A 23,887-nucleotide genomic window follows, 5' to 3' on the forward strand; every position below is an offset into this window, starting at 1 on the left:
CCCTGGGTGTGATCCATCTCGCGGTTCGGACGGCTGTCTCGACGGTGGGGTGCTTCGGTTACAGTCTTGAACAACGCGGATGACCGCCGCATGTCGGGGTCGGAGCGCACATAAACGCCCGGATCGAAGATCCGGTGCCACAGAGCTCATCCAGAGGGACTGAGGGAACGGCCCGTTGAAGTCCCGGCAACCCTCCTGCCGACCGCGAGGTCACGGTGGGGAAGGTGCCAATTCCGTCTCGTGGCGAAACGCGTCGCGAGGAAGATGAGGAGAAAGGGCCTCCGCCATCATGGCTGTTCAGACCGTCGCAGGAACCTCCGCTTCCGCCGCCCCGACAGTCGACCTCGGTCCCGCCGCGGCACTCTCCTGCCGCGAGTGCGGCGAGCGTTTCGCGCTCGGCCCGCTCTTCGCCTGCGCCTCCTGTTTCGGGCCGCTGGAAGTGGCCTACGACCTGCCCGCCGGTGACCCGGAGGAGCTGCGCAGGCGCATCGAGGCCGGTCCGGACAACATCTGGCGCTACGCCCCGCTGCTGCCGGTCCCGGCCGACGTCGCGGAGAAGCCCAACCTGAACCCCGGCTTCACCAAGCTGGTCAGGGCCGACAACCTCGCCCGCGAGCTGGGCGTCACCGGCGGCCTGTACGTGAAGGACGACTCCGGCAACCCGACGCACTCCTTCAAGGACCGCGTCGTCGCGATCGCCGTCGAGGCGGCCCGCGCCTTCGGTTTCACCACGCTCTCCTGCTCCTCCACGGGCAACCTGGCCGGTGCCGTCGGCGCTGCGGCCGCCCGCGCCGGACTGCGCTCGTGCGTGTTCATCCCGCACGACCTGGAGCAGGGCAAGGTCGTCATGGCCGCGGTGTACGGCGGTGAGCTGGTCGGCATCGAGGGCAACTACGACGACGTGAACCGCTTCTGCTCGGAGCTGATCGGTGACCCGCTCGGCGAGGGCTGGGGCTTCGTGAACGTCAACCTCCGCCCGTACTACGGCGAGGGCTCCAAGACCCTGGCGTACGAGATCTGCGAGCAGCTCGGCTGGCGGCTGCCCGACCAGATCGTCATCCCGATCGCCTCCGGCTCCCAGCTGACCAAGATCGACAAGGGGTTCCAGGAGCTGATCAGGCTCGGCCTGGTCGAGGACAGGCCGTACCGGATCTTCGGCGCGCAGGCCGAGGGGTGCTCCCCGGTCGCCGCCGCCTTCAAGGCCGGGCACGACGTCGTACGTCCCCAGAAGCCGAACACCATCGCCAAGTCCCTGGCCATCGGCAACCCCGCGGACGGCCCCTACGTCCTGGACATCGCCCGCCGCACCGGCGGCGCGGTGGACGACGTGGACGACGAGAAGGTCGTCGAGGCGATCAAGCTGCTGGCCCGCACCGAGGGCATCTTCGGTGAGACGGCGGGCGGGGTCACGCTCGGCGTGACGAAGAAGCTGATCGAGGCGGGGGTGATCGACCCCTCGCTCACCACCGTCGTGCTGAACACCGGCGACGGGCTCAAGACGCTCGACGCGGTCGCCCCGACGTCGCAGGCCACGGCGACCATCAAGCCGAGCCTGGACGCGTTCCGCGCCGCCGGTCTCGCCTCCGCCTGACCACCCCGTAACGAAGGAAGAAGGGCACCACCATGAGCGTCAAGGTCCGCATCCCCACCATCCTGCGTACGTACACGGGCGGCCAGGCCGAGGTCACGGCGGAGGGGGCGAAGCTCTCCGAGGTCATCGAGTCCCTGGAGAAGGACCACCCGGGCATCGCCGCCCGCGTCCTGGACGACCAGGGCAAGCTGCGCCGCTTCGTCAACGTCTACGTCAACGACGACGACGTGCGCTTCGAGGGCGGCCTGGACGCGGCCACGCCCGACGGCGCCGGTGTCTCGATCATCCCGGCCGTGGCCGGCGGCTGCTGACCGCCTCCCCGCCCGCGGCCCCCGGCCGCCCGGCCCCTGTTGCCCCCTCCGCGCCACAAGCGGAGGGGGCAATTCTGCATGGTTGAGCGCGGTACAGTTGGGGAACGCCCCTCCGCTGCTCGTGCCGCCCGCATATGAGAACGCGCCCGGCCCCGATAAGAAGCAGCCAAAGTACGTGGACCTCTTGCGGCTTAAGTGCCCTTTGCCTGGCCCGACTTGCCCGTAAATTTCGGCACTCCCGCATATTCGGGCGTTCTTCCGTGCCCGGAATTCTCGTCCGATTGACCTGTTGCAGAGGGCAGTTGGGCGGATACATTCAGCCGCGGTCGACGCGCTACGGCGCCGCGCACCCTCTCCTGTCGGAGGGTGGGTCGCGACCCGGGCCCGCGAAGTGCGGTCCCGTGCAAGGGCCAGTAATAGGGGAGTTGGGCATGGCTCAGGGCACCGTCAAGTGGTTCAACGCGGAGAAGGGGTACGGCTTCATCGCGGTCGACGGTGGTGCGGATGTTTTCGTCCACTACAGCGCGATCCAGATGGACGGGTACCGCACCCTCGAAGAGGGTCAGCGAGTTGAATTCGAGATCTCGCAGGGCCAGAAGGGGCCCCAGGCCGACATGGTCAAGCTCGCCGTCGGCTGAGTTCGGCGCGGTCGTCCGACGACACCACTCACGCACGCAGGGCCCGACCCCGGATCAGGGGATCGGGCCCTGCGCGCGTCCCGGGGCGCGCGGCTTCGCGGGCGGGGCCGCGTGGGGCGCGGGGCGTGGCGGGTACTCCCCGAAGGCGCTTGCACTCTCGGGGGTCGAGTGCTAATCATTGGCGTTAGCACTCTCCAGGTGAGAGTGACAGAACTTGGACCGGGCCGGTGAGGCCCGCAGGCGCGGTGGGGCAAGGAACCACCCCGCAGGCAGGCCGTCCGTCGCGGGCGCCCCTCGGTCCGGAGCAATCCACCCCTGTCCGGGAGGACCACTTCACATGGCCAAGATCATCGCGTTCGACGAGGAGGCACGGCGCGGTCTCGAGCGCGGGATGAACCAGCTCGCCGACGCCGTCAAGGTCACCCTCGGCCCCAAGGGCCGTAACGTCGTCCTCGAGAAGAAGTGGGGCGCGCCCACGATCACCAACGATGGTGTTTCCATCGCCAAGGAGATCGAGCTCGAGGACCCGTACGAGAAGATCGGTGCGGAGCTCGTCAAGGAGGTCGCCAAGAAGACGGACGACGTAGCCGGCGACGGTACGACCACCGCCACCGTTCTCGCCCAGGCGCTCGTCCGCGAGGGCCTGCGCAACGTCGCCGCCGGCGCCAACCCGATGGCCCTCAAGCGAGGCATCGAGAAGGCCGTCGAGGCCGTCTCCGCCGCCCTGCTGGAGCAGGCCAAGGACGTGGAGACCAAGGAGCAGATCGCTTCGACGGCCTCCATCTCCGCCGCCGACACCGAGATCGGCGCGAAGATCGCCGAGGCGATGGACAAGGTCGGCAAGGAAGGCGTCATCACCGTCGAGGAGTCCCAGACCTTCGGTCTGGAGCTGGAGCTCACCGAGGGTATGCGCTTCGACAAGGGCTACATCTCGGCGTACTTCGCCACCGACATGGAGCGTATGGAGGCGTCGCTCGACGACCCGTACATCCTGATCGTCAACTCGAAGGTCGGCAGCGTCAAGGACCTGATCCCGCTGCTGGAGAAGGTCATGCAGTCGGGCAAGCCGCTGCTGATCATCGCCGAGGACGTCGAGGGCGAGGCCCTGTCCACCCTGGTCGTCAACAAGATCAAGGGCACCTTCAAGTCCGTCGCCGTCAAGGCCCCGGGCTTCGGTGACCGCCGCAAGGCCATGCTCGCCGACATCGCCATCCTCACCGGCGGCACCGTGATCTCCGAGGAGGTCGGCCTCAAGCTGGAGAACGCCGGTCTCGACCTGCTCGGCCGCGCCCGCAAGGTCGTCATCACCAAGGACGAGACGACGATCGTCGACGGCGCCGGTGACAGCGAGCAGGTCCAGGGCCGCGTCAACCAGATCCGTGCCGAGATCGAGAACTCCGACTCGGACTACGACCGCGAGAAGCTCCAGGAGCGCCTGGCGAAGCTCGCGGGCGGCGTGGCCGTCATCAAGGCCGGTGCCGCCACCGAGGTGGAGCTGAAGGAGCGCAAGCACCGCATCGAGGACGCGGTGCGCAACGCCAAGGCCGCCGTCGAGGAGGGCATCGTCGCCGGTGGTGGCGTGGCTCTGCTCCAGGCCACGGCCGTCTTCGAGAAGCTCGACCTCACGGGCGACGAGGCGACCGGCGCCAACGCCGTGAAGCTCGCGCTGGAGGCCCCGCTCAAGCAGATCGCCGTCAACGGTGGCCTTGAGGGCGGCGTCGTCGTGGAGAAGGTCCGCAACCTCGCGGTCGGTCACGGTCTCAACGCCGCGACCGGTGAGTACGTCGACATGATCGCCGAGGGCATTCTCGACCCGGCGAAGGTCACGCGCTCCGCCCTCCAGAACGCCGCGTCCATCGCCGCGCTCTTCCTCACCACCGAGGCCGTCATCGCCGACAAGCCCGAGAAGGCCGGCGCGGCCGCCCCGGGTGGCATGCCGGGCGGTGACATGGACTTCTGATCGGCCGCGGAGGCCCCGGTCTCCCGCTCCGCTGATCGATGTTCCGAGCACGTCCCACAGGGGCGGTGCCTCCCACACGGGAGGCGCCGCCCCTGTGGCGTGTCGGCGTGTCCGGACCGGGCTCCGCGGGGGGCTCACGGGCTCGCGGGGAGCAGGCGTACGGCAGATGAGGGCCGGTGCGCTTGTTCGGCATGGCCGAATGGCTACTTGCAGCACCTCGTACCGTAGGCCAACACACGTACGGGCGGTTTCGCCGAAAACCGTGGCGAGTGAGCCGTCCATGCGGTAGGCGCCGACGCGTTCCGTCGGGCTCTGTCGGGTTCCGTCGGTGAAGCGGCGCGCGGCTGGTTCCTCCGCCGCTTCGCCCGCCGCCCGCCCTCCGGGCAGTTCAGTGCCCGGACGCCGTCCTCCGCCCCGGTCATTGGTCCAGTCCACCCGGTGCTGCGGAGTGGTCGATGTGCGACTGCACATGCCGGCCCATGCCGACCGGTCGGTGTCCCGGTCCCCGTCATGGCACCCCACCGCGGCAGCCCGCCTACGGCCCTCGCTGCTCACGGTATCCGGCCAACTTCACACGGTGAGGCGGAATCAGGCTTACCGGTTCCGCAGGGGGACATGATGGCTCTGGTGTTCACCCGGTGAACACCAGTCGCACTCACAACTCCCGTTATGCGAAAGCACGTTGGGCATAACGGTCACCAACTACCCAGAAGGGAACGTCACATGAAGCAGCAGAAGAAGGCGTATGTGAAGCCGTCGATGTTCAAGCAGGGCGGCTTCTCGAAGAAGACCGCGGGCTACTTCGTCGGCTCGTACAAGGAGATCTGGAGCCGGCGGATCGTCTGATCCGCCGACCGGTCGTCCGTGCCCAGTGGGAGAACTTCCGAAAGGTGAACATGCCCGGCCAGTCGCGTGACTACTTCGTCGTCCTGCCGGACAGCGTGGCGGGAGCGGCGGCTGCCGGGCAGCTTCCCCCGCCGGGCCCGACCGTGGGCGACACCCGCACCGTCGCCCACGCCTCGGGCCGGCCCTGGGTCGTCGCCCGCCTCCTGGTCCGCGAGGTCAGCCACGTCGCGCGGGGCGCGGACGCGCTCGTCCTCATCGGCCCGGACCGGGTCCCCGACGCCGTGCTCGCCGGTCTCCTGGAGGGCGCCCGCGGCCGGACCGCGCTGGAACACCGCCTCGCCCGGCTGCCCGGCCTCTACCACGTCATCGCCCGGCTCTCCGGGGAGACCTGGATACGGGGCACGGCCACCGGACTGCGCCGGATCTACCACGCCCGGCACCCGGACGCCGGAACCATCGCCTCCGACCGCCCCGCCGTGCTGGCCCACCTGATCGGCGCCCCGCTGGACGAGGGCGCGCTGGCGCTCCGGCTGCTGGACTTCCTGCCGCACCCGCTGAGCCGTCGCGCGATGTGGCGGGGCGTCCACGAGACCGGTGCCGGACACGGCCTGGCCCTGCCCGCCGCGGCACCGGGCACGGCCGCTGCCCCCGGCCCCACGGAGCACCGCTGGTGGGAGCCGCCCCCCGGCGAACTCTCCCTGGCGGAGGGCGCTCTCAGGCTCCGCGACGCGGTCGCCGCCTCCGTACGGGCCCACGTCGGCGGGCTGGACCGGATCAGCTGCGAACTGTCCGGCGGGATGGACTCCACGGCCCTGACCTTCACCGCTTTGAACCCCACCGCTCGGGGCTCCACCGCTTTGAACCCCACCGCTCGGGCCTCCACCGCCCCGGGCTCCACGGCTCCGGGCTCCACCGCCCCGGGCTCCACCGCCCCGGGCTCCACCGCCCCGGGCTCCACCGCCCCGGGCTCCACCGCCCCGGCGGCGGGCCCGCGGGTGGTGTCCCTGCTGACGGTGACGGCCCGGGACCGCTACGGCGAGGACGAGATGTGGGCGCGGCGGGCGGTGGAGCACGCCCGCGACGGCGAGCTACCGCGCACCGGTAGCGGCGACCGTGACGGCAGCGGCAGCGGCATCGGCAACGCCGGGACCGGCGAAGCCGACGCCCCCGGAGCCGCCGACGCCCCCGGCGAAGCCGACGCTCCCAGAGCTGCCCGGGGCGCGGGAGTCGCCACCGCTCTGGACCATCACCTCGTCCCCGCCGCCGACGTCCCCTACTTCTACGCCGACCTCGCCGCCACCGCCGACGAGTTGAACGACGAACCGCTCCCCGTGGCCCCCGGCCGGGCCCGTGCGCACCTGCTCCTCAGCCGCGCCCGCGCCACCGGCTCCCGCTACCACCTCACCGGCTACGGCGGCGACGAGATCTTCCTCGGCCTGCCCCACGCCTACCAGGACCTCTTCCACGGCAACCCGCTCACCGCCTGGAACCGGCTCAGCGGCCTGCGCCACCAGCTCGGCTGGCCGCTGTTGCCCACGGTCAGGGCCCTGGCGGACCGCCGGACGTTCCCCCGCTGGATCGCCGGAGCCGTCACCCCCGACCCGCAGCCGGTCGCCCGGACCCCGCTCCTGTCGTGGGGCGTGCGCCAGTCGCTGCACCCGTGGCTGACGGACCACGCCCGCGCCGTGATCACCGAGGAGTTCCGGGCCGCCGCCGCGTACGCCGAGCCGATCGACCCGTGGCGCGGGCGGCACGTGGACATCGACGCCGTACGGATGGGGGCGCGGCACTTCCAGGCGATGGAGGACGTCGGCCTGACGATCGGGCTCCCGGTCGCCGCCCCGTTCTACGACGACCGGGTGCTGGAGGCGACCCTCGCCGTACGCCCCGCGGAGCGGCTGACGCCCCAGCGCTACAAGCCGCTGCTGGCCGAGGCGATGCGCGGGGTGGTGCCGGACGCGCTGCTGGCCCGTACGACCAAGGACCACATGTCCTCCGACGAACACCAGGGCCTGCGCGAACACGCCCCGGAACTGGCGGATCTGTGGACGGGCTCCCGGCTCGCCGCACACGGCCTGGTCGACGCCCGGCGGCTGCTCCGACTCGCGGCCGAGCCCTACTCACCGGTGCTGGTGGAGCACTCCATCAGCGCGACGGTGGCCGCGGAGACGTGGCTGCGCACGGCGGAGAACGCCTGGCCGGCCCGGACCCTGAGCTCCGGTCCGACCCCGGCCCCGAGCTCCGGTCCGCCCCCGACACCCGGCCCGACCACGACCCCGACACCCCACCGGACCGCTACCAGGACCAGCGAGGCATCCCCGTGAAGCTGAGAAAAGGCATCGCCGTCACGACGACCGAGTACGGAGGGGTCCTGCTCGACGAGAAGGACGGCAGCTACTGGCAGTTGAACGACACCAGCATGATCGTCGTGGAGACCGTCGGCGCGGGGCAGGAGCCCGCGGCGGCCGTCGAACGGATCGTCGCCGAGTTCGACGTCGGGCGCGCCGAGGCGGAGTCGGACGTGGCTGAGCTGGTCGGGCAGCTGGTCGAGGCGAGGATCCTGCGGCCATGACCACCGAGATGACGATGCCCCGCCGGGGCGCGGGGCCGGGCGGCCTCCGGCTGCGCACGGCGATCGCCGCCGCGTTCGTCCTGGCCCGCTGCAAGCCCGGCCGCCTGCGCCGGGTGCTCACGTGGTGCCGCGGGGGAGCGCGCCCTGCCTCGTACGGGGAGGCGCTGGAGGTGTACGAGGCGGTCGTCGCCACCAGCCGCCGCTGCGCGGGCCGTTACGGGTGTCTGCCGCGCTCGATCGCCGTCGCGCTGGCGTGCCGGATGTCCGGTGTCTGGCCCGACTGGTGCGCGGGCGTCCGGACGGCGCCCCCGTTCGCCCCGCATGCTTGGGTGGAGGCGGGGGGCCGCACGGTCGGGGAGCAGGCGGAACGGGCGGATCTGCGTCCCCTCTTGGTGGTGACGACGGTACGCGAGGGGATGGCGGGTGAGCGCGGTGACGGGGACGACGACGGGTCCGGCGGAGAAGCCGGGGCAGACGGGCCCGGCTGGGCAGACGGGCTCGGCGGAGCGGACGGACGAGGCAGCGCAGGCGGAGGCAGCAGCGCGGACGGCGGGGCACGCCGGGCCGGGCGGGCCGCCTGAGGCCACCGGGACGGGTGGGCCGACCGAGGCCGCCGGGACAGTTCACGGGAAGGGGGCAGCGGGGACTCCCGGGGGCTCCGCCCCGTCCCCCCTTCGGCTCCTCCTCGCCCGGGGCCGCCCGCACCGGGGTGTGCTGCTGTGGGCGGGGCTGCTGTCGCTGACCGGGTCCGGGGCGGGGCTGGCGATGCCGCTGATGGCGAAGCACGCGGTGGACACCTTCGGCGAGGGCCGCTCGCCCGTCGGACCGCTGGTCGTGCTGACCCTGCTCGTGTTCGCCGGGGCGTGCGTCTCCGCGTACGGGAGCTTCCTGATGGCCCGGACGGGGGAGGGGGTCGTGCTCCGTGCCCGGCACCAACTGGTCGCCCGCATCCTGCGGTTGAAGGTGCCGGCGGTGGACCGGCTGACGCCCGGGGATCTCCAGTCACGCGTCACGAGCGATACGACGCTGCTGCGCACGGTGCTGTCCAGCGGGCTCGTCGAGTCGTTCAACAGCGCCCTGATGCTGCTGGGAACGGTCGCGCTGATGGCGTACATGGACCTGACGCTCCTCGGCGTCACCCTCGTCGTGGTCGTCGCCATCGGGGCCGTGACGGCCCTGCTGATGCCGCGCATCCAGCGGGCGCAGCTCAAGGCGCAGGAGGCCGTGGGCGTGATGGGCGCGTCCCTGGACCGGGTGCTCCAGGCCTTCCGCACGGTCAAGGCCAGTGGTGCGGAGGCGCGGGAGACGGCGGCCGTCGCGGAGGCGGCGCGGCACGCGCACGACCGGGGCGTGTCGGTCGCGAAGTGGTCCTCGGTCTCCGACGTCACGATGACGATGTCGGTCCAACTGGCGTTCCTGGCGGTGCTGGGCGTCGGGGGAGCGCGGGTCGCGGCGGGCTCGATGGAGATATCGTCGCTGATCGCGTTCCTGCTCTACCTCTTCTATCTGATGGGGCCGATCGGCGGTCTGGTCGAGGGCTGGACGGGCCTCCAGAGCGGCTTGGCCGCGGTGCGCAGGATCGACGAGGTGGAGTCGCTGCCGGGCGAGCCCGCTGAGCTCTCCGGCGGTCCGGAGGTGTCCGGCGGTCCGGGGGCCTCTGTTGGTGCGGGCGAGGGCGGCGGCCCGCTCGGGGTGACCTTCCGGGACGTGACCTTCGGCTACGGGGACGAGCGCGCCCCGGCCCACCAGGGCGTCACGTTCGACGTCCCGGCGGGCGCGATGGTGGCGCTGGTGGGTCCGTCCGGGGCGGGCAAGTCCACGGTGTTCGGCCTGCTGGAACGGTTCTACGACCACGACGCGGGGACCATCGAGGTGGAGGGCCGGGACATCCGCGACTGGCCGCTGGCCCCGCTGCGGGCCTCGCTCGCGTACGTCGAGCAGGACGCGCCGGTCCTGGCCGGGACGCTCCGGGAGAACCTCCTCTTCGCCGCTCCGGACGCCTCGCGGGAGTCGCTGGCCGAGGCGGTGGCCCGGACCCGGTTGGACGCGCTGGTCGACCGGCTGCCGGACGGCCTGGACACGGCGGTCGGCCACCGGGGCGTGATGCTCTCCGGCGGTGAACGCCAGCGGATCGCGATCGCCCGTGCCCTGCTGCGCCGCCCGCGCCTGCTGCTGCTGGACGAGGTGACCTCGCAGCTGGACGCGGTCAACGAACAGGCGCTGCGGGACGTGATCCTCGAACTGGCGGGCCAGGCTACGGTGTTGGTCATCGCCCACCGGCTGTCGACCGTCCGCCACGCGGACCGCATCGTGGTCCTGGAGGAGGGCCGGGTCCGCACGGCGGGCACCCACGAGGAGCTGCTGGCGACGGACGACCTGTACCGGGAGCTGGCGACGACGCAACTGGCGGCGGAAACCCACTGAGCCGCCCCCCCCGGGAGCCCCCGGCCCCCCGCGCCCCCGGCTCCCGGGCGCTCCGGGCGACGCGGGTCAGCGGCGGGCTCTCTCGGACCGGGGGGCCAGTCCGGCGCGGACCGCGCCCATCCGCTCCCGTACCCCCGGCGGCTGCACGGCCCCGGGCGGCCCGGCGTGCGTGTCCGGGGCGCGTCCCCGGCAGGCGCGGCAGAGCCCGCCGAGGAGCGCTTCGGGCGGCCCCGGGACCTGGCACTCGCCGCATTCCAGGGCGCGCAGGACGGTCCGGGGGCTGGGAAGGACGGGTTCGGGCGGCAGCTTGTCGCGCAGACGGCGTTCGACGAGGCGGGCGGGGTGGTGGACGGGGTTCGGCAGGCCGCTGGTGAGGGCGTGCAGCAGGTCGCTCTCCGTCGCGCCCCGGGCGAACCAGGCGCAGACCCGCGGTTCCAGGTGGGCGCAGTCGGCGGCGGACAGCGTCAGCGCGGGGGCCGTGCGTCCGAGGGCGGCGAGCAGGATGAACGCCCGGGAACGGGTGGGCCGTCGGGGAGTATCCGGTGGGACGTCGCCCCGGGTCCACGCGACCCACCAGGCGTCCTCACGGGCGGTGCGGGAGAAGAAGGTCCGGGTCACCCACAGCATCACCTCGTCGGTGATCACGCACTCGCTGCCGCGCCGCAGGTGCCCCGCGTCCTGGAGGCGGTTGAGGGTGGTGCGCAGGGCGCACTGTCCGTACGGCAGGTGCCTGGCCAGCGTCTTGACGGAGATGTCGGAGCCGTCGGGCAGCCGGTCGATGTAGGCGGCGACGGCGGCGTCACGGGGCAGGAGGTGGGCGAAGTCGCTTTCGGTGCGCGGCCGTTCGCCAGGGGCGCTGCGTTTGCCGTAGCCGGGCTTGGCCAGGGGGTGCGGGGCGGCGTGCGGGGTGCTGGAGGCAGCACTAAGGTAGCTGTCAGCCACGGAGATGGTTTCTTTCTTTTTGGATCTTCGGTGGTCAGACCCCTGTTCGGTGTTCGCTGCACCGGCGGGGGTCGTCTTTGTTACTGGTCCTTCCGCACGCTAGAGGCTGAGGACCGTGGGTGGCAAGTCGGTCACAAACGGTCAAGTTCGCAGCTGGGGAGGGTGGGTGGGAAGGCTGACCCTTCCTCCCCATCCCTGTTAAGAGCGCTCGGATCTCGCGGCTTGAGCCCCGGGAGCGGGGCCCGTGAAGCTCCCGGGAGGTGCACCCGTGGCGCTCCGGGAGGAGCATGCGTGGCGCTCCCGGGCGCGCGGAGCGGTGGCAGGAGCCCTCGGCTACACCGTGCCCCGGGCGTCGGCGCCCGACGCGGTGGCGGCCGACGCGGCGGCGGAGGTGGCGGGCGAGGTGGCGGCGGCGGATGCGGCGGCCGATCTGGCGGTCCGTTCGATCGCCGCCCAGTGGGCCGCGCGGGCTTCGGCGTCGATCCGTTGCTCGTGCTCGGCGCGCAGTCCGGTCCGGCCGTCGAGCCCTTCCCGCAGGATGTCGGCGTGTCCGGCGTGCCGGACGGACTCGCTGAGGACGTGGACCAGGACGGCGAACAGGTTCGTGTTGGGCCGCTCCCCCGACCACCACGGCACATGGCCCGGGGCGTCGAGGGGAAGCCCGGCGATCGTCGCGTCCGAGTGGTCCCAGGTGCGCCGGTAGGCCGCGACGATCTGCTCATGCGTCTCGTCCTCGGCCGCCCACAGGTCGCTGCCGTCGTGGTCCTGCCACCGGGAAAGCGGTTCGGGGGAGGGGCGGCCGAAGACCTCGCCGAAGTACCGGGCCTCGACGGCGGTCAGGTGCTTGACCAGTCCCAGGAGATTGGTCCCCGTCGCGGTCAGCGGGCGCCGGGCGTCGTACGCGGACAGCCCGTCGAGCTTCCAGAGCAGCGCCTCCCGGTCGCGCCGCAGCCTGCCGTGCAGATGGTCCTTCGCGAACGCGTCGATCATGCCGCCCGACCCTGCCACGGGCGGCCCGACGCATCAAGATCCGGCCCCCGCCCCCGTACGGCGGTGGGGGCGGTGGTGATATGGAGGCCCGAGGTGCCGGAGGGGCGGCGGTGGCGCGATCGCCCGCCGCCGCGTTCGGACCGACCGCACGCCGAGCAGCGACGAGAAGGACATGCAGGGAGTCATCACCGGGTTCTCGGTCATCGGCACCGTCATCGCCGTCGGTTACGTCATAGGGCGCTGCGGCTATCTGGGCGCGGACGGGCGGGCCGTGCTGACCCGGCTCGCCTTCAACGTCGCGACTCCGGCCCTGCTCTTCACGCTGCTCGCCGCAGCCGATCTCTCCGTCGTCCTGTCGGTGCGCCTCCTGGTCACGGCCATCGCCACGGCGGTGGCCGCGGCCGTGTTCGTGGTGGTGGCCCGGGTGTTCCTGCGGTGGGACGCCGGGCGCACCACGATGGGAGCGCTGTGCTCCAGTTACGTCAACGCGGGGAATCTGGGGATCCCCATCGCCGTCTACGTCCTCGGCGACGCCTCTCTCGTGGCTCCGGTCCTCCTGCTCCAGGTGATCGTGATGACCCCGCTGGCGCTGACCCTCCTCGACCTGAGCCGCGCCGGGGAGTCCGTCCCGCTCGCCCGGCGGCTGACCACGCCCCTGCGCAACCCGATGGCGATCGCGTCGCTGGCGGGTGTGGTGGTGGCCGCCACGGGATGGGAGCCGCCCGCTCCGGTGCTCGAACCGCTCGTCCTGATCGGGAACATGTCGGTGCCCGCCGTCCTCCTCGCCTTCGGCATCTCGCTGCGCGGCGCCGAACGGCCGGGCCGGGGCGAGGACCGGGGGGCGCTGTACCTGTCCGTCCTGCTGAAGGTGGTGCTCCAGCCGCTCGTCGCCTGGGCTGTCGGCGTGGGCCTCTTCGGCCTCAAGGGCGCCGCGCTTCTGGACGTCGTGGTGATCGCCGCGCTCCCGGCCGCGCAGAATCTCTTCACCTACGCCTCGCACTACCGCGTCGCCGAACGCTTCACCCGCGACTCGGTCCTGCTGTCCACGCTCCTGTCGGTTCCGGCACTCGTCCTCGTCGCCGTGCTGCTGAGCTGACAGCGCGCGGCTGAGCTCCTGAGCTGACGGAGCCGCTGAGCCCGATGGAGCGGCTGCGTTCCCGGGCGTGGGCGGGTCAGTCCGCCGCGGTGCCGGCGTCGGCGGAGGAGGGCTGCTCCAGCCGGTCGCTCAGGGTGGCGGCGAAGTCCTCCGCCCGGGACAGCTGGACGCGCAGCTTCTCCACCTGCTCGGCGGCCGCCTGGCGATAGGCGCGTACGCGCTCAAGCAGGGCCTCGCGGTCCTCCGGGCCGAGCGGGGCGTCACCGTCGAGGCGGTCGGTGGCGTCCAGGAGGTCGCGCATCTGGTCCAGGGTGAAACCGAGGGGCTTCATCCGGCGGATGACCATGAGACGGGTGACGTCGGTCTCGGTGTAGAGGCGGAAGCCGCCCTGGGACCGGGCGGAGGGGATGACCAGTCCGGTCTCCTCGTAGTGCCGGATGGTGCGCAGAGACAGCTCCGTGCGCGCGGCGACCTCGCCGATCTGCATGTGCTTGCCGTCCACGCCCGTGCCCCTGGCCTCTCTGCTCGTGACGGGCGGCGCCCGTCACGACGTATATCCCTACCCTAACGTTAGGGTAGAGTTGCCGACGAAGGCGGCCGGGCCACCCCGCTGCCGCCGTCTCCGGGGCCGATGGAGCCCCGGTGCGGATCCGATTCTCGCAGGAGAGGCAGGACAGAGCGTGCGCGAGCCCACGACGCCGATCGCCGCCGCCTGCCCGCCGTGACTCGTCGCGCTCCTCCGTACTGGGCGATCCTCCGCCGTTGGTGATCCCTCACCCTCCGCCGTACGTGCCCCTCCGCTCCCCTGGGCGTGAGGCGTCCCCGCCCCTCCCGGGTGTAGGCGTCCGCGCCCTCCTGGGTGAGGCGTCTGCGGCCGCCGCGTGCCGACCCCACGCATGTCCGACCCTTCCCCGCATGCCCCCGCCGTGCCGCGGGGGTGTGCCCGAGCACGACAGGTACGCGTCCTCTTGTCCTCCGCTGCTGTGACTCCCGCCGCGCGACTGCGCGCCCTCAAGCCCGACTGGCTGCACGATCCCAAGGTCTGGCGCACCGAGGTCCTCGCGGGTCTGGTCGTCGCGCTGGCCCTGATCCCCGAGGCGATCTCCTTCTCGATCATCGCCGGGGTCGACCCCGCGATCGGCCTGTTCGCCTCCTTCACCATGGCCGTGGTCATCTCGGTCGTCGGCGGCCGACGGGCGATGATCTCCGCCGCCACCGGCGCCGTCGCCCTCGTCATCGCCCCGCTCAACCGCGAGCACGGCCTGGGGTACCTGGTCGCCGCGGTGATCCTGGCCGGGGTCTTCCAGGTCGTCCTGGGGGCGCTCGGGGTGGCGAAGCTGATGCGGTTCATCCCCCGCTCGGTGATGGTCGGGTTCGTCAACTCCCTGGCCATCCTGATCTTCATGGCCCAGATCCCCGAACTGCGCGACGTGCCCTGGGCGGTGTATCCGCTGCTCGTCGGCGGCCTGGCGCTGATGGTGTTCTTCCCGAGGATCACCACCGTGGTCCCGGCGCCGCTGGTCTCCATCGTCATCCTGACCGTCATCACCGTGGCCGCCGGGATCGCCGTGCCGACCGTCGGGGACAAGGGGGCCCTGCCGTCCTCCCTGCCGGTGCCCGGCCTGCCGGACGTGCCCCTCACGCTCGACACCCTCACGACGATCGCGCCGTACGCCTTCGCCATGGCGCTCGTCGGCCTGATGGAGTCGCTGATGACGGCCAAGCTCGTCGACGAGATCACCGACACCCACTCCGACAAGACCCGCGAGTCCATCGGCCAGGGCATCGCCAACATCGTCACCGGGTTCTTCGGCGGCATGGGCGGCTGCGCCATGATCGGTCAGACGATGATCAACGTGAAGGTCTCCGGCGCCCGCACCCGCCTGTCCACCTTCCTGGCCGGGGCGTTCCTGATGGTGCTGTGCATCGTCTTCGGACCGGTCGTCTCCGACATCCCCATGGCCGCGCTCGTCGCCGTCATGGTGATGGTCTCGTTCGCGACCTTCGACTGGCACTCGGTCGCTCCGAGGACGCTGAAGCGGATGCCGGCGGGCGAGATCGGCGTCATGGTCATCACCGTGGTGACCGTGGTCGCCACCCACAACCTCGCCATCGGCGTGGTCGTCGGGTCGGTCACCGCCATGGTGGTCTTCGCCAAGCGGGTCGCCCACTTCGCGGAGGTCAGGCCGGTCCCCGGCCCGGACGGCTCCACCGTCGTCTACCGGGTCACCGGCGAACTCTTCTTCGCCTCGTCCAACGACCTCGTCGGCCAGTTCGACTACGCCGGTGATCCGGACAGGGTCGTCATCGACCTGTCGGCCGCCCACGTCTGGGACGCCTCGTCGGTCGCCGCGCTGGACGCCATCGAGACCAAGTACCGCCAGCGCGGCAAGACCGTCGAGATCACCGGCCTGAACGACCCCAGCGCGGACCTCCACGACAAGCTCAGCGGCGAACTCGCGGGCAGCCACTGACGGCGGCAGACGTTCGCGCACGTGCGCAGCGGCCACCGGAGGGCGCCCGCTGCGCCGCGTCGGGTCCGAGTGGTCCCAGGTGCGCCGATGGGCCGCGACGACCTGCCCGTGCGTCTCGTCCTCGGCCGCCCACAGGCGCCGACTTCGCACCCCTTGAAGCCATTTCGAGCTGCCGGTGCAGCTGCCGCGGTCACCCGACACCCTGACACACCACCACGAAAACCTGTCGTGCTGTTGCCGCGCACCTTGGCCTTGACCCAAGGACAGGCTGTGGTCCGGCAACCGAATGTGAAAATGCACTGGTCGAGCTCTCGCTTCATGAAGGAGGTCGTCGATGAGGCGGGGACGCCGCTCTTCTCGTTGACGATTCCTCCGCCGGGGTGGTCACGGCATCACGGTGAGCCAACGGCCGTCGGTGGCAGAATGCCACAAGTCTTGGTCGGCCGCCGTGGAATGACGATTCTTCTGGATGACGACGATGGTGCGCTCGTATTCGACCTCAAGGATCATTTTGAGTCAAAGAGCAACTAGACGCTTGCTTGTTCAATATGGCGCGACGTAGCTTGCTGATCATTAGTTGAGGTGCGCTGGTTGCGGGGGGAACGCAGTGCTTACGAGGCTCTTCGTGTCTCGGTCGATCACTCATGCCTCTCTCCGCTGCCCGAGTACCGGCAGGTTCAATGGCAAGACGAAGAGGTGGCGGAGATGAACGCATTCACTCACAAGATAGCCCGCAGTGCGGTGGTGGCCGGCCTGATGGTCGGAGCGATGGGCGCAACCGGGTCGGCAAGCGCGACGACGTCGGCCCCCAACGGTGACGTCTCCATCCAGGAGGCTTGCCCGAGCAGCGGCCAGATCGGCTACGGCCGCGTTTGCACCACCCTTTCCAGTGGTCGGCTCTTCCACGACAAGACCCAAGGCGGCGGCCCTGTGAACGTCAGAACCTGGTACGAGAAGTCGAGCGGCGGCACCATTTCCGCGAAGCTCGGATTCAACTATGCCGGGACAACGACCTGGGGCTCTCAGTTCAGCCAGTCCGCAGGAACGACCAAGAGCAGCTCGTGGAACCGTAACTGGGCCTCGGACTGCTATTCCACGAACGGGCTGATGTCGGTGAGTGGGCAGGGAACGTTCCAGACCCCTTCCGGCACCTGCTGACACCGACCCATTCCTGTAGTGCCCCGCCCCTGTGGCCATGCAGGGGCGGGGCACTCTCCTCGAAAGCGTTGCGCACCAATGCTGCAAGCTGTTTTCAACGGTCGAGGCATCTTCGTCCTGATCGCCGTTGCCGTCGTGATCGTTTCGGGCCTCCTCGGCTACCTGGGCGCCAAGAGGTATCTCCATCGCCCATGGTCCTATGCCGGGCTCGCGGCTGCCCTGGCAGCGGAGCTGAGTGTCACCCTGTTCTTCCCGTCGCCGGGACACGTATCCGGGCAGTGCGTCCTCAACCGTCATTACGGTGAGCCGTTCGCGACGGAGCAGGGTCTGCTCAATCTGGCCATGTTCGTTCCCCTGGGATTCTTCGGAGTCCTCGCCGTTCGGCGCGTGCTTCCCGTCCTTCTGGGGGGAGCGCTGCTGTCGGTGTTCACCGAGCTGTGTCAGGCTCTGGCCCCCTGGGTCGGTCGGAGCTGCGACAGCAGCGACGTCCAGATGAACGTCCTTGGTGCGGGTGTCGGAACACTCGCTGCTTGGGCCGCGGTTCGCGGTACCAAAGGAGAGCTCCTGTCCGAGCGTTCCGCACGGAAGCCGACGGCCATCATCTTTGGAGCCGGATTCCTCGCATGTGCCGTGGTGTGGAAAGTGTGGATCACTCCCCTTGTCCTGGACTCCACCAGCCTGCAGATCGCGGGCAGCGATGAGAAGGCACAGGCACGGCACGTACTCGCCGCGGCCTTCGACGACCATTTCGACATCGCGAACGTGCAGCTTCAATCCGGCCAGAATGGTGGGTCTGACACCCTGCTGATCACCCTGGAGACAGGTTTCGCCGAACTGAGTTGGCCGGACAAGGAACAACTCACGGTCAGCCTGGAGAATACGAGTGAGCCGGGGCCGGGTAGTTTCGCCGTCGTAGATTCTTCGTCGGCTCCGAGAAATGCCGACGACGCGCTAAGGATAGCGAAGCGATACGCGCAAGAACGATTCCCGTGGGGCCTGGAAGATTCCCACGTGAAGTCCTTTCCCGTTGGCGACGAGGCGGAGTTCGGCTGGATGGTCAGCTGGCGTAGCCGCGTCGACGGCGTGCTCATGCCGATGCGCCTGGATGTACAGATCAACCGGGCAGGCCGGGTCTCTCAACTTCTGACTCGGAACGTAGAGGACGCGGTGACTCTGCCTCCTCGGCGAGTTGGTGAGAAGCAGGCGATTGCTGTCGCGTCCGAGTACTCAGGTGGCGCCAGGACGGGTCCGGGTAACCTGCTGGCCGTTCGACGCGAGGGCGAGTGGCGAGCACAGTGGGTCGTGCCCGTCTCCGCCGGGGACGATGTGTACCCGGTGTACGTCGACGCCGAAACAGGCAAGGTGGATGAGCGGGCGTCTCCTGTCCAGGGGCTGCCCTCGACTCCTCCCGCCTGAAACGCTTTCGCGGCCTGGAACGCCTCCCCTTCGGGCAGCCGCCCGCGCCTGACCCGGCCAGCCGCGTCGGGTTCGGGCAGCCGACCGGGCAGGCGGCTGCCCGCTTCAGCGGCGGCCGCGGAGGCGGGTGAGGAGGCTGCGGGCCTGGGCTCGCTTGCGCGGGTCGGCTGCGGCGCGGCGGGCCGAGTCGATGGTGCGGCGACCCTGGGGGCTACGGGTGAACTGGGTGATGCGGGCGATCAGTCCGGGCATGGTGTTCCTCCTTGAGGGCTGCCCTTCGCCTACCCCGCGAATCCCCGATCGCACCTGGACGACCGGGGACTTCCACGATCGGGCGGCCGCCGTGCCGCACGGGGTGATCAGCGGGGCGCGGGGAACCGTCCGGCCCGGACCGCCGTGACGAAGGTGGTGAACGCGGCGGTGGAGAGGTCCAGTTCGGGCCCGCCCGTGGTCTTGGAGTCGCGTACGGGGACGATGCCCTGCGCGGGGGCGAGGTTGGTGGCTACCTCGACGCAGGCGCCGCCGTTCGAGCTGTACGAGGACGTGAACCAGCGAGGGGACTCGGTCTTCATGGCATGTCCTTCCGTAGCAGGAAAGCCCACCGCGCGGGGCGCGGTGGGGTGGTACTGGCGCGTGCTCTGTCAGGCTGTGGCGAGCTTTCCGCCTTGGGCGCCCTGCACGTCCTAGATGCCCTGCACTCCCGCCACGAAGGCGGAGAACGCGTCGGCGGGGAAGCTCAGCACGGGGCCGCTCGTGTCCTTGGAGTCGCGCACCGGGACGATGCCCCGCGAGGCGACGAGGTTGGCGGCCACCTCGACGCAGTTACCGCCGTTCGCGCTGTACGAGGACGTGAACCAGCGAGGGGACTCGGCCGTCATGGAGTGTCCTTCCGTAGCAGGAAGCCCCACCGCGCGGGGCGCGATGGGGCGGTTCTGGCGCGTGCTCTGTCAGGCCGTGGCGAGCTTTCCGCCCTGCACGCCCGCCACGAAGGCGGAGAACGCGTCGGCGGGGAAGCTCAGCACGGGGCCGCTCGTGTCCTTGGAGTCGCGCACCGGGACGATGCCCCGCGAGGTGACGAGGTTGGCCGCCACCTCAACGCAGGCACCGCCGTTGTCGCTGTACGAGGACTTGAACCAACGGGGGGATTCGGTCTTCACGGAGTGCCCTTTCGCAACTGGCTGATCTTGGCCAGGGTCGCTGCCTTCGACAGCGCCTCGCCCTGCATCTGATGGTAGGCCGTGAACATGGGGGCCACCACCGATGTTTCACGCTCGACGTACCCCTGCGCCTGGGATTCGGCGTACGCGATGATGGAGCGGTCGGCCATGGTCAGCAGGTAGACCGGCAGATAGAAAGCGCGCCGCTCTCCGAGGCTGAACGGAGCGACCTGGATGATCCAGTTGGGCCGCGCGGACATCTCCTCCAGCCGTCGAAGCTGAGCGTCCATGACCGCAGGACCGCCAACAGCCTGATGGAGACAGCTCTCGTCCATGACGACGAACATCATGGGGGGTGGTGTCCGGAGGAGCGCCGCCTGCCGCTGCTCCAAGTACGCGACCCGCTCATCGGCCTGTTCGTAGGTGATGGACCCGCGCTCCACGTGCCCATAGGCCACCGCCCGCGCGTACTCCGGGGTCTGTAACAGCCCAGGAATCAGACCGACTTCAAAGAGCCGGATCTCCGCCGCCCGCCCCTCGTATCCCACGTACTCCGGGAAGCCCTCCAGCAGCGAGCCGTTCCGCATCTCGTTCCACTCGCGCTCGAACGAGTCGTCCGTGCCGGTCGTACCAAATGCCTGGTCAGACCTCCGCGAAAAGCGGAGAGTTGGAGATTTGCGGGCAGTTTCGACGGCTGACACGTGTTGGCCGGAGTAGCCGATGCGCGGTGCGAAGCCGTCCTGGCTCCACCCACGCGCCTCCCGAAACCGCCGGATACGGGCTCCGTAAGCCGCCTGCGGGCTGCTCTCGGGATTCAGTTCCTTGCGATTGACCATGCCTTCCCCCTTGTCTCTTCCTTCGACTCCAGGCAGTTGAAGGGAACTTCACGCTAGGCCACTCTGAGTCGCCCCGGTAGCCATACAGCTACAGAGAGGAGCGATCGGTGTACGGCGAGAACGCGCATCCGAATACGCAGGAACCTCCCGAACTCCCCACCCCTGGGGCCCTCCTGGTCGACACCAGCCGCGCCGACCGCGTCGGGGAGTTCCGAGGCGTCGCGGGCCCCTACTGGTCCCTCCGCCCCGTCGGCGGCGGCATCGAGTGGGAGGCCGATCCCCGTCTCGTCCGGCCCGCGCTGGTCAGCGAGCAGCTTCGGGCCCGAACCGCGCGGCTCAACGCCCGGAGCCGGGGCGAGGTCCTGTGAAGGCCGCCGCCCGGTTACGCGTACGGCTCCACCTCGCCCTCGGGGCGGCCGAAATCCATCTGCGGGTCCGGTTTCCCGGGCTGACGGCGGCACTCACCCGTCGGCCGCGCAGGGGCGTCGTACCGTTCGCCGAACTCGTACGCATCGAGTCCGATCCGGCCTATCGGACCCTGTTCTGCGCCGAGTTGGACGCCGCCATCGCCGAGCGGTACGCGGTGCGCACCGAGGAGGCCCAGGTGGCCAAGGAGGTCGAGGCCGCCGCCGACCGGCTCCGCACCCTCCTCCGCGACCCCGTGGCCGACGAGCGTGCCGCATGAGGGGCGCGGGGTACGCCGCCGAGGTCACGGTGCTGGACGGCCTGCGTCTGGCCTCGCTCGGGGCGGTGACCGTGCGGAACCGGCGGCTCGTCCTGCTCTGGCTGCGACGGCAGGCGCTCCGACTGGCCGAGGGCCACGGTTTCCCGCCGGTCCCGGCTGAGCCGCACCCCCCGACGTGGGCGTACCCGCCACCACCACCGTCGGCTCCCGTTCGGCCCCCGGCTTCCGTCCCGCCACCGGCCGCGACCGGTGATGTGCGGCCGGTCCGCTTCCACGGCCCCGACGCCCCGGCGGGGCTGCGGGCCTGGGCCACGGACGGCGGGCACCAGGACGAGGCGATACGGGTGCTGGAGGCGGGATTCCCCCTGCTGTTCACCGTCGTCGACCCCGCGGTCGGGCTCAGCCTGACGCTCGCGGGGTGGCGCGGTTCCCTGGCCGACCTCTGACGCCGACGCCCGACACCCGGCGCTCGGGCGCCCGACACCCGGCGCTCGGCGCTCGGCGCGAGACGAGAGAAGAGACCGACGTGCTGCAATGCACCGCTGTGACCCGGCTTCCGCTCGGCGACCTCCGTAACGCCGTCGTGGCCCTGTGGGGCGGAGCGAACCGTGCCCCCGCCACCGACGCCGCCGACCACTTCCTGCTCTGCGAGCTCGGCGAGCACGACGCCCGCACCGAGCACGCCGCCCACCTCTGGGCCAACGACCCGCCCAGCGCGCCTGCCCTGTGGTTCTTCTGGACCGGCGCGGGCACGAACCGGGTCCACCGGGTCGACGCCGTCCCGTGGTGCCCGGCCGTGCTCCGCAACGTCGCCACGGGTGTCGTCCGCCTGTGCACGTACTTCGACCACCACGCCGCCGCCCACTCCTGGGGGGTGACCGATCCGCTCGGCGACCTGCTCGCCGAACGGGTCGTGTCCGGCGACGGCTCCGACGACGCGTGAGGGGGCCCGCGAAGATGCTCGGGTGCACGTCCGTGGTGCTGCTTCCCCCGCCGGACTTCCTGGTGCTCCTGTCGCCCCCCGGGGAGCCCCCCGAGGCCGCGCACGTCCTGTGCGAGCTGGGCGGGGGCCACGACGGCGACCACGCGGCGATGCTGTGGGACGAGGGCGGGCGCCCGGGAAGCGCCGTCTGGGCTCGATGGTCCGGGGACCGCGCCCGCCTGGTGTCGCACCCGTGGTGTCCGGTGCGCGATGCCCGGCAGGAGGCCTGCGAACTGTTCGCGGACCACCGCTCCGGCCACAGCTGGGAGGTCACCGACCCCACCTACGAGGCGATCGCCCGAGCCCTCGCCGCCCAGCACGCCCATCTCTTCCCCGAGCACGGGGAGGGGAAGGGAGACGGGAAGCCCTGACCTTCGCGCTCGTCCGGGGTGCGCTGCCACCCTCAGTGCGTCGGAGTCTGCGGGACGGTGTGGTCCGTCCGCCCCGGCCCCCGCCCCCATTCCCGCGCGGCCACCACCAGGCAGACGGCCACCAGGACCACGTTCTTGACGACGTACTGCCCCTCCATCGTCGGTGCGGGGGAGTGCGGTTGCCACATCGCGTCCGGGAGCAGGACGAGGGTGGAGAACACCCCGCCCATGTGCAGGAAGAACACGACGAGCGCCGGACGCAGCAGACGGCCGCCGACGATCAGGCCGATGCCGATGGCCGTCTCCAGGGCCGCCAGGGACAGCAACAGCACGGTTTCCGGGACGAGGCCCAGGGTCATCTTGGTCGCCGCGTCCACCGCCAACTGCTCCGCGGGGCTGGCCGAGGGAAACAGCTTGAGCGCGCCGAAGCCGACGAAGACGATGCCGACCGTCATCCGCAACAGGGCGAAGGCATGCGCGTCGATCAGCGCGGCCAACCGGCCCACGACGCGCCCGACGCCCGGCGCGGCCGGACGGGGCCGATGCGCCACGTGGTGAGCGGGCAGACCCAACTCAGGCTTGCTCGTCGGGTTGTGAGGTGTGGTGCCCGCGGTTTGCGGGCGCGGCTCTGCTAGGCGAATCCTCATGAGCGTTCTCCCGGTGATGTCCGTGGGGGGTGGGGAAACGTGCATGCGCGGCCCGCGCGTCCGGGTGGGGAGTTCAGGGGGGTGCGGGATGGGGGGCAGGCCTGGTCGGCACTGACTGGGGGCGCGGGCGGGCGAGGGGGCGACGCGTGATCGACGTCGTCGACCGCCCCTCGCGGCTTGGTCTAGACCATACGGACGAGGGTCGGTGACCCGTCAAGGGGCGCGCACCGCCGACCAGCCGCCGAGGACGCGTTCGCGCCACTTTGCATCGCCGCTACGGGGTGGGGCACGGGTGGGGGCGTGGGACCGTGAGCTGGTGGCGCGGCCGAGGTCTCCTCGCCGCCCGGAGCCAGGTCTTCTCTCCTCCCCTTCATCCGCTGAACAGCCCTGGTCGCGTCAACGCCCTCTCCGGCGTGGGGTGGGACGGATGAAGGTGGACGGGCGCGGCGTTCCCTTCCCGCCCGATGGGCATGCGCGCGCGGAGGAACTGTCGAACTCCTCAATCGGTTCGTCGGTCGCGGAGTTTCATCCGGCTGAAAGTAGTCGGAGGGCTCTGTGTCCGTCGGCCTCCGCGCCTGCCCGCCCCAGCGGAAAGGCTGGCGAATCCGCGAGTGCCGCCACCGTCCCGTCGTCGTGGTCCTCACGATGACTGCCCGCGAAGGCGTCCGGCGGAGATGGGTGAGCCGGGCCGTGCGGGCTGCCTCAGCGGCATCGTGCCGCGCGAGGATGGTCGAAAGTTCGCCCCGTGTGGGTGACAGGCACTGTGATGGGCAACACTGTTGTCAGTGGCT

Annotated in this window: 28 protein-coding genes and 1 riboswitch; of the genes, 19 read left to right on the forward strand and 9 right to left on the reverse strand. The window is 70.9% G+C overall.

What is annotated here, in order from left to right; translation table 11 throughout:
• Nucleotides 1-143 precede the first annotated feature (143 nt).
• A riboswitch (SAM riboswitch) is annotated at nt 144-271 on the forward strand.
• Nucleotides 272-289: 18 nt separating this feature from the next.
• From thrC to ACIRRU_RS04425, 9 genes are all read left to right on the forward strand, one after another.
• Complete coding sequence (thrC, locus tag ACIRRU_RS04385; RefSeq protein WP_363203793.1) at nt 290-1,591, forward strand: threonine synthase; 1,302 nt, start codon at nt 290-292, stop codon at nt 1,589-1,591.
• Nucleotides 1,592-1,623: 32 nt separating this feature from the next.
• Entirely contained in the window at nt 1,624-1,902 is a 279-nt protein-coding gene (locus tag ACIRRU_RS04390; protein ID WP_030113311.1) for a MoaD/ThiS family protein, read from the forward strand.
• A gap of 431 nt (nt 1,903-2,333) precedes the next feature.
• Complete coding sequence (locus ACIRRU_RS04395) at nt 2,334-2,540, forward strand: cold-shock protein (RefSeq protein ID WP_003967346.1); 207 nt, start codon at nt 2,334-2,336, stop codon at nt 2,538-2,540.
• Between the two features lie 337 nt (nt 2,541-2,877).
• Nucleotides 2,878-4,500, forward strand: coding sequence for a chaperonin GroEL (gene groL / locus ACIRRU_RS04400; RefSeq protein ID WP_363203792.1), 1,623 nt, complete (start codon nt 2,878-2,880; stop codon nt 4,498-4,500).
• Between the two features lie 723 nt (nt 4,501-5,223).
• A complete protein-coding gene (locus ACIRRU_RS04405; protein WP_363203791.1) occupies nt 5,224-5,346 on the forward strand; it encodes a keywimysin-related RiPP in 123 nt (40 codons plus the stop codon).
• Nucleotides 5,347-5,396: 50 nt separating this feature from the next.
• Nucleotides 5,397-7,670, forward strand: coding sequence for an asparagine synthase-related protein (locus ACIRRU_RS04410; protein ID WP_403675990.1), 2,274 nt, complete (start codon nt 5,397-5,399; stop codon nt 7,668-7,670).
• A complete protein-coding gene (locus ACIRRU_RS04415) occupies nt 7,667-7,918 on the forward strand; it encodes a lasso peptide biosynthesis PqqD family chaperone (protein ID WP_363203789.1) in 252 nt (83 codons plus the stop codon). Before ACIRRU_RS04410 ends, ACIRRU_RS04415 begins: the two co-directional genes overlap by 4 nt.
• Complete coding sequence (locus ACIRRU_RS04420; protein ID WP_403675994.1) at nt 7,915-8,499, forward strand: lasso peptide biosynthesis B2 protein; 585 nt, start codon at nt 7,915-7,917, stop codon at nt 8,497-8,499. The genes ACIRRU_RS04415 and ACIRRU_RS04420 overlap by 4 nt, the downstream gene beginning before the upstream one ends.
• 130 nt (nt 8,500-8,629) lie before the next feature.
• Entirely contained in the window at nt 8,630-10,342 is a 1,713-nt protein-coding gene (locus ACIRRU_RS04425) for an ABC transporter ATP-binding protein (protein ID WP_403675997.1), read from the forward strand.
• A gap of 66 nt (nt 10,343-10,408) precedes the next feature.
• On the opposite strand, the gene ACIRRU_RS04430 is transcribed toward ACIRRU_RS04425, so the two are convergent.
• Both ACIRRU_RS04430 and ACIRRU_RS04435 read right to left on the reverse strand, forming a co-directional pair.
• Nucleotides 10,409-11,227 carry a hypothetical protein gene (locus ACIRRU_RS04430; protein ID WP_403676983.1) on the reverse strand — a complete coding sequence of 273 codons (819 nt, stop codon included), beginning with the start codon at nt 11,225-11,227 and terminating at the stop codon, nt 10,409-10,411.
• Nucleotides 11,228-11,617: 390 nt separating this feature from the next.
• On the reverse strand, nt 11,618-12,274 hold the full coding sequence (locus ACIRRU_RS04435; RefSeq protein WP_403676000.1) for a DinB family protein: 657 nt from the start codon (nt 12,272-12,274) through the stop codon (nt 11,618-11,620).
• A gap of 172 nt (nt 12,275-12,446) precedes the next feature.
• On the opposite strand from ACIRRU_RS04435, the gene ACIRRU_RS04440 reads away from it, so the two are divergent.
• Nucleotides 12,447-13,370, forward strand: a complete 924-nt coding sequence (locus ACIRRU_RS04440; RefSeq protein ID WP_363203786.1) for an AEC family transporter — start codon at nt 12,447-12,449, stop codon at nt 13,368-13,370.
• A 76-nt stretch (nt 13,371-13,446) separates the two neighbouring features.
• On the opposite strand, the gene ACIRRU_RS04445 is transcribed toward ACIRRU_RS04440, so the two are convergent.
• A complete protein-coding gene (locus ACIRRU_RS04445) occupies nt 13,447-13,872 on the reverse strand; it encodes a MerR family transcriptional regulator (protein WP_403676004.1) in 426 nt (141 codons plus the stop codon).
• Nucleotides 13,873-14,353: 481 nt separating this feature from the next.
• Here ACIRRU_RS04445 and ACIRRU_RS04450 point away from each other — a divergent pair, with 481 nt between their 5' ends.
• The 4 genes from ACIRRU_RS04450 to ACIRRU_RS04465 all read left to right on the forward strand — a co-directional run bounded on the left by ACIRRU_RS04450 (nt 14,354) and on the right by ACIRRU_RS04465 (nt 18,418).
• Entirely contained in the window at nt 14,354-15,844 is a 1,491-nt protein-coding gene (locus tag ACIRRU_RS04450; protein ID WP_403676007.1) for a SulP family inorganic anion transporter, read from the forward strand.
• 87 nt (nt 15,845-15,931) lie between these two features.
• Complete coding sequence (locus tag ACIRRU_RS04455; protein ID WP_403676010.1) at nt 15,932-16,375, forward strand: hypothetical protein; 444 nt, start codon at nt 15,932-15,934, stop codon at nt 16,373-16,375.
• A 174-nt stretch (nt 16,376-16,549) separates the two neighbouring features.
• Nucleotides 16,550-17,002, forward strand: a complete 453-nt coding sequence (locus ACIRRU_RS04460) for a hypothetical protein (RefSeq protein WP_403676013.1) — start codon at nt 16,550-16,552, stop codon at nt 17,000-17,002.
• A gap of 78 nt (nt 17,003-17,080) precedes the next feature.
• Nucleotides 17,081-18,418 (forward strand): VanZ family protein, encoded by a 1,338-nt coding sequence (locus ACIRRU_RS04465; protein ID WP_403676016.1) that lies wholly within the window; start codon nt 17,081-17,083, stop codon nt 18,416-18,418.
• Between the two features lie 105 nt (nt 18,419-18,523).
• On the opposite strand, the gene ACIRRU_RS04470 is transcribed toward ACIRRU_RS04465, so the two are convergent.
• The 5 genes from ACIRRU_RS04470 to ACIRRU_RS04490 all read right to left on the reverse strand — a co-directional run bounded on the left by ACIRRU_RS04470 (nt 18,524) and on the right by ACIRRU_RS04490 (nt 20,411).
• Nucleotides 18,524-18,670, reverse strand: coding sequence for a hypothetical protein (locus tag ACIRRU_RS04470; RefSeq protein WP_363203783.1), 147 nt, complete (start codon nt 18,668-18,670; stop codon nt 18,524-18,526).
• 107 nt (nt 18,671-18,777) lie between these two features.
• Nucleotides 18,778-18,990, reverse strand: coding sequence for a DUF397 domain-containing protein (locus ACIRRU_RS04475; RefSeq protein ID WP_403676020.1), 213 nt, complete (start codon nt 18,988-18,990; stop codon nt 18,778-18,780).
• A 111-nt stretch (nt 18,991-19,101) separates the two neighbouring features.
• A complete protein-coding gene (locus tag ACIRRU_RS04480) occupies nt 19,102-19,296 on the reverse strand; it encodes a DUF397 domain-containing protein (RefSeq protein ID WP_403676022.1) in 195 nt (64 codons plus the stop codon).
• Nucleotides 19,297-19,365: 69 nt separating this feature from the next.
• The gene (locus ACIRRU_RS04485; RefSeq protein ID WP_403676025.1) at nt 19,366-19,575 is read right to left on the reverse strand and encodes a DUF397 domain-containing protein; all 210 of its coding nucleotides are present in this window, start codon (nt 19,573-19,575) and stop codon (nt 19,366-19,368) included.
• Nucleotides 19,572-20,411, reverse strand: a complete 840-nt coding sequence (locus tag ACIRRU_RS04490; protein WP_403676028.1) for a Scr1 family TA system antitoxin-like transcriptional regulator — start codon at nt 20,409-20,411, stop codon at nt 19,572-19,574. The genes ACIRRU_RS04485 and ACIRRU_RS04490 overlap by 4 nt, the downstream gene beginning before the upstream one ends.
• A 107-nt stretch (nt 20,412-20,518) precedes the next feature.
• Here ACIRRU_RS04490 and ACIRRU_RS04495 point away from each other — a divergent pair, with 107 nt between their 5' ends.
• The 5 genes from ACIRRU_RS04495 to ACIRRU_RS04515 all read left to right on the forward strand — a co-directional run bounded on the left by ACIRRU_RS04495 (nt 20,519) and on the right by ACIRRU_RS04515 (nt 22,449).
• Complete coding sequence (locus ACIRRU_RS04495; RefSeq protein ID WP_363203779.1) at nt 20,519-20,779, forward strand: hypothetical protein; 261 nt, start codon at nt 20,519-20,521, stop codon at nt 20,777-20,779.
• Nucleotides 20,776-21,096: a hypothetical protein gene (locus ACIRRU_RS04500; RefSeq protein ID WP_403676031.1), complete on the forward strand. Its 321-nt coding sequence runs from the start codon at nt 20,776-20,778 to the stop codon at nt 21,094-21,096. Before ACIRRU_RS04495 ends, ACIRRU_RS04500 begins: the two co-directional genes overlap by 4 nt.
• On the forward strand, nt 21,093-21,542 hold the full coding sequence (locus ACIRRU_RS04505) for a hypothetical protein (RefSeq protein ID WP_403676032.1): 450 nt from the start codon (nt 21,093-21,095) through the stop codon (nt 21,540-21,542). Before ACIRRU_RS04500 ends, ACIRRU_RS04505 begins: the two co-directional genes overlap by 4 nt.
• A 98-nt stretch (nt 21,543-21,640) precedes the next feature.
• A complete protein-coding gene (locus tag ACIRRU_RS04510) occupies nt 21,641-22,039 on the forward strand; it encodes a hypothetical protein (RefSeq protein ID WP_403676035.1) in 399 nt (132 codons plus the stop codon).
• A 14-nt stretch (nt 22,040-22,053) separates the two neighbouring features.
• Nucleotides 22,054-22,449 carry a hypothetical protein gene (locus tag ACIRRU_RS04515; RefSeq protein WP_403676038.1) on the forward strand — a complete coding sequence of 132 codons (396 nt, stop codon included), beginning with the start codon at nt 22,054-22,056 and terminating at the stop codon, nt 22,447-22,449.
• Between the two features lie 32 nt (nt 22,450-22,481).
• Here the strand turns inward: ACIRRU_RS04515 and ACIRRU_RS04520 are convergent, their stop codons facing one another.
• Nucleotides 22,482-23,000: a hypothetical protein gene (locus ACIRRU_RS04520; RefSeq protein WP_403676041.1), complete on the reverse strand. Its 519-nt coding sequence runs from the start codon at nt 22,998-23,000 to the stop codon at nt 22,482-22,484.
• Nucleotides 23,001-23,887: the final 887 nt, after the last annotated feature.

The organism is Streptomyces sp. NPDC101181, assembly GCF_044767975.1.
Classification (GTDB): Bacteria; Actinomycetota; Actinomycetes; order Streptomycetales; family Streptomycetaceae; genus Streptomyces.

Excerpts from the sequence above, each read along its gene's own strand:
- thrC (WP_363203793.1), top strand. The coding sequence starts at position 290 with ATGGCTGTTCAGACCGTCGCAGGAACCTCCGCTTCCGCCGCCCCGACA.
- ACIRRU_RS04390 (WP_030113311.1), top strand. The coding sequence starts at position 1,624 with ATGAGCGTCAAGGTCCGCATCCCCACCATCCTGCGTACGTACACGGGC.
- ACIRRU_RS04395 (WP_003967346.1), top strand. The coding sequence starts at position 2,334 with ATGGCTCAGGGCACCGTCAAGTGGTTCAACGCGGAGAAGGGGTACGGC.
- groL (WP_363203792.1), top strand. The coding sequence starts at position 2,878 with ATGGCCAAGATCATCGCGTTCGACGAGGAGGCACGGCGCGGTCTCGAG.
- ACIRRU_RS04405 (WP_363203791.1), top strand. The coding sequence starts at position 5,224 with ATGAAGCAGCAGAAGAAGGCGTATGTGAAGCCGTCGATGTTCAAGCAG.
- ACIRRU_RS04410 (WP_403675990.1), top strand. The coding sequence starts at position 5,397 with ATGCCCGGCCAGTCGCGTGACTACTTCGTCGTCCTGCCGGACAGCGTG.
- ACIRRU_RS04420 (WP_403675994.1), top strand. The coding sequence starts at position 7,915 with ATGACCACCGAGATGACGATGCCCCGCCGGGGCGCGGGGCCGGGCGGC.
- ACIRRU_RS04435 (WP_403676000.1), bottom strand. The coding sequence starts at position 12,274 with ATGATCGACGCGTTCGCGAAGGACCATCTGCACGGCAGGCTGCGGCGC.
- ACIRRU_RS04440 (WP_363203786.1), top strand. The coding sequence starts at position 12,447 with ATGCAGGGAGTCATCACCGGGTTCTCGGTCATCGGCACCGTCATCGCC.
- ACIRRU_RS04455 (WP_403676010.1), top strand. The coding sequence starts at position 15,932 with ATGGGCCGCGACGACCTGCCCGTGCGTCTCGTCCTCGGCCGCCCACAG.
- ACIRRU_RS04460 (WP_403676013.1), top strand. The coding sequence starts at position 16,550 with ATGAACGCATTCACTCACAAGATAGCCCGCAGTGCGGTGGTGGCCGGC.
- ACIRRU_RS04465 (WP_403676016.1), top strand. The coding sequence starts at position 17,081 with ATGCTGCAAGCTGTTTTCAACGGTCGAGGCATCTTCGTCCTGATCGCC.
- ACIRRU_RS04470 (WP_363203783.1), bottom strand. The coding sequence starts at position 18,670 with ATGCCCGGACTGATCGCCCGCATCACCCAGTTCACCCGTAGCCCCCAG.
- ACIRRU_RS04475 (WP_403676020.1), bottom strand. The coding sequence starts at position 18,990 with ATGAAGACCGAGTCCCCTCGCTGGTTCACGTCCTCGTACAGCTCGAAC.
- ACIRRU_RS04480 (WP_403676022.1), bottom strand. The coding sequence starts at position 19,296 with ATGACGGCCGAGTCCCCTCGCTGGTTCACGTCCTCGTACAGCGCGAAC.
- ACIRRU_RS04490 (WP_403676028.1), bottom strand. The coding sequence starts at position 20,411 with ATGGTCAATCGCAAGGAACTGAATCCCGAGAGCAGCCCGCAGGCGGCT.
- ACIRRU_RS04505 (WP_403676032.1), top strand. The coding sequence starts at position 21,093 with ATGAGGGGCGCGGGGTACGCCGCCGAGGTCACGGTGCTGGACGGCCTG.
- ACIRRU_RS04515 (WP_403676038.1), top strand. The coding sequence starts at position 22,054 with ATGCTCGGGTGCACGTCCGTGGTGCTGCTTCCCCCGCCGGACTTCCTG.